General features: G+C 72.5%; 1 protein-coding gene. It reads right to left on the bottom strand.

Features of this window, described 5'->3' with window-relative positions; all coding sequences use genetic code 11:
* On the bottom strand, positions 1-302 hold a 302-nt coding region (locus JHD74_RS26350), incomplete at both ends, for an Ig-like domain-containing protein (protein ID WP_199063951.1).

The raw sequence follows: 302 nt of genomic DNA, 5'->3' as shown, positions 1-302 counted from the left end.
CCCCCCCCCCCCCCCCCCCCCCCCCCCCCCCCCCCCCCCCCCCCCCCCCCCCCCCCCCCCCCCCCCCCCCCCCCCCCCCCCCCCCCCCCCCCCCCCCCCCCCCTTTTCAAGCAGACGACGGCATACGAGATGATACCTCCTGTCTCGTGGGCTCGGAGATGTGTATAAGAGACAGGTGATATGCAGGCTGTGGTTGCCGTCGGTCAACGCGGTCGCTGGCGTCAACGTCCACTTGCCGTTGGCATCGGCCGTGGTGGAGCCAATGGCCTGGCCGTTGTCATAAACGGTCACCATGCTGCCCG

This window comes from Serratia sp. ASV30, assembly GCF_016428815.1.
Taxonomy (GTDB): domain Bacteria; phylum Pseudomonadota; class Gammaproteobacteria; order Enterobacterales; family Enterobacteriaceae; genus Chania; species Chania fonticola_C.
The sequence above is the reverse complement of the archived record's forward strand: the minus strand, read 5'-3'. Positions and strand labels throughout refer to the sequence as shown.